The sequence below is a fragment of the Ramlibacter sp. bp-362 genome (assembly GCF_054956735.1).
Map to the genome: position 1 here is coordinate 1 of NZ_JBUDXE010000031.1, position 8,715 is coordinate 8,715.

The 8,715-nt window shown below is 61.7% G+C and carries 5 protein-coding genes and 1 pseudogene; 1 reads left to right on the forward strand and 5 read right to left on the reverse strand.

Translation table 11 applies throughout. From position 1 onward, the window contains the following. A partial coding sequence (locus ACY0MJ_RS22175; protein WP_462640735.1) for a transposase occupies nucleotides 1-549 on the reverse strand: 549 nt, incomplete at its 3' end. Between the two features lie 85 nt (nucleotides 550-634). After that, nucleotides 635-1,018: a hypothetical protein gene (locus ACY0MJ_RS22180; protein WP_462640736.1), complete on the reverse strand. Its 384-nt coding sequence runs from the start codon at nucleotides 1,016-1,018 to the stop codon at nucleotides 635-637. A 114-nt stretch (nucleotides 1,019-1,132) separates the two neighbouring features. On the opposite strand from ACY0MJ_RS22180, the pseudogene ACY0MJ_RS22185 reads away from it, so the two are divergent. Further along, nucleotides 1,133-1,641, forward strand: a pseudogene (locus ACY0MJ_RS22185) (IS110 family transposase); the annotation flags it as partial. A gap of 705 nt (nucleotides 1,642-2,346) precedes the next feature. On the opposite strand, the gene ACY0MJ_RS22190 reads toward ACY0MJ_RS22185, so the two are convergent. From ACY0MJ_RS22190 to ACY0MJ_RS22200, 3 genes are read right to left on the reverse strand one after another with little or no spacing between them, the layout of a single operon-like run. After that, a complete protein-coding gene (locus ACY0MJ_RS22190) occupies nucleotides 2,347-3,156 on the reverse strand; it encodes a hypothetical protein (RefSeq protein ID WP_462640737.1) in 810 nt (269 codons plus the stop codon). Continuing rightward, on the reverse strand, nucleotides 3,146-5,842 hold the full coding sequence (locus ACY0MJ_RS22195) for a hypothetical protein (RefSeq protein ID WP_462640738.1): 2,697 nt from the start codon (nucleotides 5,840-5,842) through the stop codon (nucleotides 3,146-3,148). The genes ACY0MJ_RS22190 and ACY0MJ_RS22195 overlap by 11 nt, the downstream gene beginning before the upstream one ends. 15 nt (nucleotides 5,843-5,857) lie before the next feature. Then, nucleotides 5,858-7,954, reverse strand: coding sequence for a hypothetical protein (locus ACY0MJ_RS22200; protein ID WP_462640739.1), 2,097 nt, complete (start codon nucleotides 7,952-7,954; stop codon nucleotides 5,858-5,860). Between the last annotated feature and the right edge of the window lie 761 nt (nucleotides 7,955-8,715).

Consider the following 8,715-nt stretch of genomic DNA (forward strand, 5'->3'; position numbering starts at 1 on the left):
TCGGGGGAAAACTTCTTTGACTTTCTCATGGCTCCGTCTCAAGTGTAGGAGCCTCCGGGAAAGCCGGCGCGGTTCAAGGAAGTCGGTCGCTCGTAGTTGCGCCCGGCACGCTCCAGGCCTCCCGCACGCGTGAGGCCTGTCGCCGACAAATGGGCTCGAAGCTGCGGACCGAAGCGTCCAGACTAGGTCCGTTAAGGAAGGCTTGCCGGTTTGCCTCGATGAAGGCGAAGACTTCATCTTTCGTTCGGAGGCAAACCGGATAGCTTTTTTATTACTTTGTGCTCCACCTGAAGGCGCTTGAACTGCCGATTCACGTCGCGAAGCCTTTGCAGCTCCGCTGTCTCCTGTGGCTCCAGCGCTGGGGGGTTCTCCTGTCAGCTCGCCGTCTCTGACCTGCTTGCGCCACCTGGAGAGCAAGAAAGGATGGATGCACAGCGACTCGGCCGCATCCTTGATCAGCACCCCCGGCTGGTCGCTCAGATGCACTGCCTTGAGCTTGAACTCCAGGCTGTACTTCTTGATCTTTGCCGGACCGATTGTCTTAGCCATTGAGCACTCTCTCCGTTAGGTAAGAGTGTCAACGAAATCGAGGCAAGCTCCGTGTCCGAGCCGACCGACCTGTTAGTCAGCACCGCTAGTACGAGCGCAACACAATGCCCCATTGACCCTCCACGCGGGTGACGATCCACAAATTGCAATGCTCACTCAACACCTTGCCTGCGCTGTCTCGGCGCGTGTATCTCACCACGAAGTGCACTTTGTCCGGGCCGGCGAGTAGCGGTGTCTTCTCCTCGTATCGGGTGTAAGCCCAGCCGGCCTGCTCCAAGGCTACGAAAAGATCGGACGGATGCCGACCCGAGCGCTCCCACAGCATGCAATCAGCGCCGGACAAAATCACGTGGGGAAAGCGAAGCTCGAGGTCCATTCGGCCTATATCTCGGTCGTTAAAGGCCGCGGTAAACCGATCTAAGCAGGCAGCTGCCGCGGCCACGGCTTCGGAATCCGGCGAAGTGCTCATGGTCGCGCTAACGAAATCTACGAAATCGCGCATGGTGAAGTGCTAAGTACCGAATGAAGGAACTTCCCCGTCCCGAACTAGCCGCATTGCGACGACCGACAACGAAGTGCCACGATGGGAAGTGCGAAATCTCATCAACTCGTTCGAAAGGGGACGTCCACGGACATTGTCACGCTGGGAATCGATCTCGCCAAGAACGTATTTGCCTTCCTTGGTGTGGATGCCACAGGCGATCCGGTGCTGATGCGTCCGAGCGTCGCTCGCAGCAAGCTGCCGGAGGTCGTGGCGGCGCTGCCACCGTGTCTGATCGGCATGGAGGCCGGTTCCGGAGCCCACCACTGGGCCCCCTGTTCTAGGCGCACGGGCACACGGTGCGGCTGATGGCGTCCAAATTCGTGACGCCCTATCGCCTGTCTGGCAAGAAGGGGAAGAATGACGCTTCCGACGCGGCGGCGAGCTGCGAGGCGGTCACCCGTCCCATCATGCGCTTCGTTCCGCCCAAAAGCCTGCAGCAGCAGTTTGAGTTGATGGTGCACAGGGCCTGCCAAGGCTTTGTCACCCAGCGCACCGCCACGATCATCCGCATCCGTCGTCTGCTTACGGAGTTCGGGATCGTCCTGCCGCTGAAGGCGGCCAACGGTGCGGCTGTTATCAGAACTTGCCCCTATTTTGATAACTCCTGTTATCGGAGCATGCGCACGGCGTTCCATCCCAACGAGGATCCAGGCACTCGCACCTCATAGGTCACACGGTGTTCTGGAACGGATGGCCCGGACGGTGAGGCGCGTCGAACGAGGAGAGGAAGTTTTCGAGGATTTGCAGCGCATCGCGCTTCTCCTTCATGTAGTCGTACCAGAAAAGTTGATGGTGCTGCAATTGCTAGAGTGAATGCAGCTGAATATGGGCGCGCACGATGGCCGAGACCGCTTGGCTCGCAAAATACGTCTCGAGCGTACGCCGGACGGATACCTGCGTCATTCCTGCATCGTTCATAGCAACGCACTTCCGATTGACGGCTTTGGAGACGCTCGAGGACTGAATCCGGCAGCCGCTGCGGCTTGCAAAGAGCCACTCGGAGCCAAGCGCCTGGGAGCGGGCGAGCAGCCATTCGGCTTCGGCGCGCGCCATAGGCAGTAGCGGCAGCAGGTGAAAGCGCGGCCTGCAGAGCTTTGGCGCGCGGCGGACGCTCGGGGGACGGAGCTACTCCAGGCATTCAGAGCAGTTTCTGCGCTCGCACACTGGCGGCATGCGACAGCAGTTGATGCCCCGACCCGCCGCCTGCCGGTGCCACTTTTGCACTGTCCTCAGGGCAGCGCGGCGTGAGCACCTCAGTGCGAATCTTGTCCAAAGTCCTCGAAGTGCAAGAAGTCCGCGCGCAAGGATTCGCCATTTTTGACCTCCCGTCCAATGCGGATCACAAGCGCTTCCACCTTGCCCGAGTGGCTCGCTCTATCGAGTCTGGCCAAGGCATCCACATCAAAGGGAAAGCTCATGGCCAGACGGTGACGACCTCCACTCCTTCTGAGCTTGAGGTCCAGAGGGTGCACCGAAAAACCATTCCGCTCGCGGTAGATGCGGGCCCGCATTCGGGTCGGAGTGCTGTCCCACTCCAATCCGACGTGTTCTAGCGGAAGCTGCCAGGGAAACCCAGAGAGATACCCGCGCATGGTCCGACGGCGCCCCTTCAGGAATCGGTGCGCATCACGATCCAATGCCGGTACGGTTGCGGAGTGGCAGTTCCGTACGGCTGCGGCATTGCGCATGGCGAATAGCACTTTCGCTCGACTGCATTTCTGCGGCGCACTTTGGAACGCCTCAATAAGGGTGCACGAGTCTGCGGCCACGGCTGCGTCAAGCGTCTCGTGGTCCAAAGCACCTTTGAACAGGTCAAGTTGGAGCGATGGCTTCGGCGTCAGGCCTAAGATCAAGACGTGCTTGACCGTGCCCGATTCGTGGTTGACCTCATGAGAAATCCCATACCGAAGTCGCGTGTGAAGCAAACGGCCATCGACCTGCAGTACATCCACGAGCTCGTCGATGAGTTCGGCTGCGCGGCTCCCCAACTCGTGTGGGGTATAGACGAGCGGAAGTCCGGAGAGATCCAGGCGGATATGAGTTGGGGCAGCTTCAGATAACAATGGCGTTCTCCTTCAGATGTTCAAGCCAGATCCATGCAGCCAACATGAGACCGTGGAACCACTGCATGGATGCGCCGTGTCCGCGCAGGCACGGTTGATCAGAATTCACGGAAACAACGAGGTAGCTCAGCGCACGACCACCGCGCGGCCTCGTGCGCACGATAGGCACGCTCATTCCAAATACGCCCTGGATGGACGTCACTGTGTCCGCAGCCACATCACTATCGCTCATGAACGCTTGAGCGCATGTACGAATGCTGAGGGCTGTGCTCGGGACCTTCAGCGATTTGAGTAAGAAAAGAAACGGCCGCAGTAGACTTGACGTCGGCACAGCGGCGAGCTGGCCTCTGTGAATATTGCGGCGCCAATACTCGCAGCCGTCCTTCAGCCACTGAAGCTTGTCGACCGAATCGGACGGCAGCGTCAGGCGGCTGACCAGGTCAGATCGGAAGGCCACTGGCACACCCAAAAGCAAGCCCGTCCGATCGCGCAGCGCGTTCGTTCCGTGCAGGTCGGCGGTAACCCGGTCAGGCGCACGTTTGCCGTATTGCTCCGCAAAGCCGCTCACCAAGACAATGGTGTTGATCATGAATTGGCGAGAGACGGACTGCCTCAATGCGGCCGATTCCAGACTGACTCCCGAGGCGACGTCGGCGAGAACCCTCCATACGGTCAGCAGCGAATGTGCGGCTTTGGGCGCGGTCAAGGGGGAGGCGGGAGGGAGTGAGGCGCAGGTCCCATTGAGGGCCGATGTCCCGATTGCGGGGAGTCGCTGGGCGGCCCTCTTGTAGACTTCCGCCACGCGCGCCTCGAGCGGATCCAGGTTCCCAGCCAGAATCGCGGATCGCGCTCGCCGGCTGAGAGCCTGCCGCATGGCATCGTCGTTGCACCCGAGCCAGGAAGCCAGTACCGACGCGGACGCGTTCGGGAGCGTAGCGCGGTCGATCCGGGTGCGAATCGCCTCCTCGTAGAGATGGCCGTAAAAGCGGGCGCTGACATGCGCCCCGATGTGGCCCGCGTCGGCGGCGATCTGTGCGGCCTGATCTACTTCGCCGTCGGCGCACGCCATCCAGCAGCGGTGAAGGGCAAGGGTGATGAAGCTGTGCCGCAGAGTGTGGAAGCTAACGGTGTCGTCACCCGTGGCAGCCTTCAAGACGCTGTTCATCAGGTAATACATGTGACCGCGCCGGTGCACGATCGCCGCGTTGCTCGGCTCCCCAAAAAAATAGTCACGGGGTAGTGCTCCCTCGACGCTCACGCGCCGTTCGAGCCAAGTCACCAACATCTTTACCGCCTCCGGCTCGGAAATGACAACGCGACGCCGGCTTTCCGCAGTTTTCTCCTTGCCGTCGACAGCCTCTCTGGCGATCTCGATGACAATATGATCGTCCTCAACGATCACATTCCGGCACCGCAGCACCAAAACCTCGGTGGCCCGCACGGGTGCGGCTCGGCCGATCGCAACCGCGACGCGGACCTGCTCGTGGACGCGCACCTCCAAAGAGTCAGCGAGCCACGCATCGGCGATTGCGAGTTCGTGCGGCCAGATCATGTTCGCCGCAACTGACGGCTCGGAATAGCGACCGAACACCTCTTGAGACAGAGGGGGCGCATTCCACCAGGAACGTAGAAACCGGTGAAAGCCGCGCAACCCCGCACCGCGCGGAGAGCCCCCGTCCGCATCAGCGGCGAGACGAGCGAACTTGGCCCTGTACTCGTCCTCTTTGATCTGCGAGATGGGGTACTCCGCAAATTCAGCCAGCACGCTGTCCGCGATGGACCGCACATACGCCCGCGGCGTACCCGGGGCCGCTCGTTCCTTGCGCAGGGTTCCGTTGGCTGCGAGCTCCCAGGAATAGGCGAAGAGAAGGGCGGCGGCCTCGCTCACGCTATCGAGCGACGCGACGAGTGTCCGCAGTTGCCTTCGAATCCTTGACCTTTGTATCCCGGGCGATGACCCACTTTCAGGGCTCAACGCTTTAAGCAGCTTCCTGATGAAGGCCTCGTCCGATCCCATTTCGGGCTTCCGACCGAGCAACGCTGCCTCGAAGCAATCGGGCAGCAGGCTGTCTGAGGATTCGGGGTGCCCGGCAGCGCCCTCGTCCGATGCGGGCGCGGCTTGCAGCAGTGGAAGCTTGCACTCACCGCGGGCGAATGCAGTGTACGGAAGCGGAGTGAGGTGTTCCGCGCCCGAAACGTGCGCAGAGAAAGTCGTCCCGACGTTCGCCTGCAACCAGCTGAGTGCGTCTTGCAGCAGGTCGGCTTCGGTGGCCGTCGGGGGGTAGATGCGCTGGTTTCCCAGGAATGTCCAAAGCTCTTCGCGCGCCGCTTCGAAAGAGCCGGAGGTCTCAACAGCCTGCATCTGCATGACGGTGAAGGGACACAACATCCTTGCGTCAGGGCGGCCCTGTTGGTCCAGCCACGCAATGCGCCAGCCGCCTTGACAGCGGTGTTTGGTCTCAGCGGCTTCATAGGCGGCCTGCCAGTCCGCTAGCGTTCCTATCCCTTCGAGGGCGATCAGGAGCCCCGCAAGCCTCGCCGAATCACTCACGCTTTGACTTTCAGGGCTCAAGATTGCCCGCTGGACTCCTTCAAACCGCTTACAGCGCGACCCATGCATGGCATCGAAGATGAATCGCTGGCGAGTGCCGCCGCGCCGTTTGAATGAACTGAATTCGCGATCCATGGTCTTTCCTCCTGCTCAAGCCCGACGCAAGCCGGAGATCGCCACAATTCCGAGACTCGACAGGACGCGCTCCTGGGTGGCGGAGATCCTAGTGAAGTCGGTCGACGAGATCGAATCGTGGGCTGAGTCATTCGGATCGAGCATCAGCAAGGTATGCCGCATGAACCGGTCGATCTCGCGCGAGGAGTGCCCGTAGGCGCGCAGCACGTTTTGCCAGTAGTGCCGACCCACATTGCCAGGCACCCTCAGGTGAGGCGGCAAGCCTCCCCAAACGTGAGCGGACCCAAGGGCGACAGCATCGCAGCCGTCCAGCGAAACGAGGAGGTGGACAGGACCACAGCTTGCGATGGCGGCGAGCCGGCTGCGAAGTCTGACAGCACGCTGATCCGATTCATCTCGAAGCCGGTGCGCCAAAGCGGCGCAGTGCGCGTGCCACTGTCGAATCTGCGCCCGAACAACTTCGTTCAGGGGCACCGGGAGGGCCCGAACAGCGTCGCCCTTGCCCTTGTCCTTCAGCACCACCTGCGCCTGTCCGAGACACAGCTCGTTGGCCATGAAGCCATATACGGCCGCTTCCCGTGCACCAAGCGCGAAGGCGAGGAAGGCGCCCGTGTATCGCGCGTAAGTCTCGTGGTGAGCGAGCAGTCGCTCTAAACCGCCACGCCGTCCGGGCCACGACTTCTCGCAAGCAGTAGCAAGGTACGAGAAGACCTCTGCCACGCCCGTCGGGGTGAGCACGCAGTGCGATCCGAAGGCCATATCCGGCGCACCGCCAGCAACTGGAAGCCAGCCGAGGTCCGCGAAAAGGGACTCTGCCGTCTCCAGGAGCTCCTCTCCCTGGAGACGGGCGTAATAGGCGCGCGCGGAGCCGATGATGCTGAAGCGCCAGGTCTGGAACGCGAGCGTCAGGCGGTCAGCCCCGAGCGAGAGACCAGCTGCGGCGATGGACTTCGTGCACCGGGCGAGCGACGCGTAGAGTTTGCGGGTTCCTTCCCGCAGGAGCGCCGTCTTGGCATGCGTCTGAGTGAAATCCACCAGGTCACCGATGGTCGAAGCCTCTGGCGATCGGAGTTTTCGGCGCATTACCTCGCGCGCAAAAAATGCTGGGAGATAAAGCGGCGCAATGTTGCCCGCCGGCTCGAAAAGACGCGCCACAGCGGCGTCCGGGACGACACGAGACGGGAAGAGGGTGGCCAACCCCAGGAGAAAGCACTCACCGTCAGCGGCGAGGCCAAGGCCGACCACGCCCTCACCGCAGCGAAGCAGGGGAATCCTCAAGGCAGCATCGACCCCGAAGCCGGTGACGATGCAAGTCGCATGGAGGAAACTTTCGTCGCAGCCGGCTTCGACGCCGCGGCGAACCGCACACGCCACGTCGCGCAACGCAGCGCGCGTAAGACAGCGATCGTGCTGGATCCCTTTCCGCTCGGCGGCAGCGGGATAGGTGAGTCGGTACCTCAGGCAACGGATTAGGTTCGGCGTGGTCAGATCGCCGTTCGAATCCGGACCGCCCGGAGGGGTGGCGCAAACCATCCGCCTGACGAGCGTGTCGATACGCCTGAAGGACGAGATCCAGTTCGCGCCGAAGCCGAGCACATTGAGGTCTTCTGGGGAGGCTATATCGGCATTAGACGGGTTCCGGCCCAGCACAGGGATGTCGCGACGGAGATGATTGCAGTACCGCTCGCTGATCGGATTGCGTTGCACCAACGCGCGTGCCACTTCGGCGCCCAAGGCTAGGCGCAGCGGCCGATGTGCCGGTGTGAGTTGGCTGGCGATCGACCAGACCGGATAGGCAAGGTGCCGGCCCTCCAATTGGGCAACGGGCGGCTGTCCCTCGATCATGATCCTGTGCTCGGTGGCCACCGAGCACAGCCCCTCCGCCGAACGCAGAAGCTCTGTGAAGGGAGCTTTCACCGGACCGAGCTCCGCGGCGTACTCGAGGAAGGATGCCGTGAGGGCTTCCAGCACACGCGCGCAGTGCGGTTGATCGGCCGGAATGGAGCCGACACCGGCAATGAGCCGGTCAAGAAAAACTGCGTCACGGACGGTGAAAAACTGGCGCAGCCGAAGCAGCGGCTCGAAGGCATCGATATCGGTTTTTTTGAGCATGAGGAACTCCAATGCGTCGTCACCGAACGACTAAAACTCACCGGAAGGTGAGATGAAGATAGGCATAGGGGAGCCGTTGAGGACCGCTCGGTGAAATGCGGCCTTGGCGAGTCCGTAGGAATCGCCCAAGGTGTTGCTGTGGTCAAGGCCGCAGCCTTGCTCTCGTGGCGAACCGCTCCTGGCGGTTAGCGACAAGTTGCGGGTCCGGGCAAGGCAGACTGGCACACCTCCTGCCCCGTCTTCGATGCCCGTGCCGGACATCGACTCGTCAAGGTGTTTTCTGTCGAGGCTGGACCGGCTGGTCTGCTCGACTGCCCCGCGGTGCCGGGGTGTGTGCAATGTATTCGGCGGCGAAGTGGCCCGTCAAACGGTCAGGGCCAGTTGCTAGCCTGATTTCGGCGACTTGCACAATCCAACGGCGTGTTGTCTGTCGAGGCTGGGCCAGCGGATGGCGTGCTGAACTTCGCGGCGCGGCCGGGGTGTGCTGAATGTATTCGGGTGAATCAGTCCCGCAAACGATGGAGACCCGTCGCTCAGTGGCTTTGACGATTTGCAGCGTTGGCCCGCAGCGGCGACAAGGCACGGCCGCAAAAGACAGCGGGCTCCATCATCTAGCGTGTCTAGGGCAACACCCATTCGTCGCAAGCGGCGTGTGTGGGCTTGTGCTCATTGGCCGCGCTATGTTCTGAACCGCGCCGGGAATCTCGGAGACTCGTTGGTGTGAGTCAGACGATTATTTCTGACTCGGCGAGTTGGCGATA

Excerpts from the sequence above, each read along its gene's own strand:
- ACY0MJ_RS22180 (WP_462640736.1), bottom strand. The coding sequence starts at position 1,018 with ATGAGCACTTCGCCGGATTCCGAAGCCGTGGCCGCGGCAGCTGCCTGC.
- ACY0MJ_RS22195 (WP_462640738.1), bottom strand. The coding sequence starts at position 5,842 with ATGGATCGCGAATTCAGTTCATTCAAACGGCGCGGCGGCACTCGCCAG.
- ACY0MJ_RS22200 (WP_462640739.1), bottom strand. The coding sequence starts at position 7,954 with ATGCTCAAAAAAACCGATATCGATGCCTTCGAGCCGCTGCTTCGGCTG.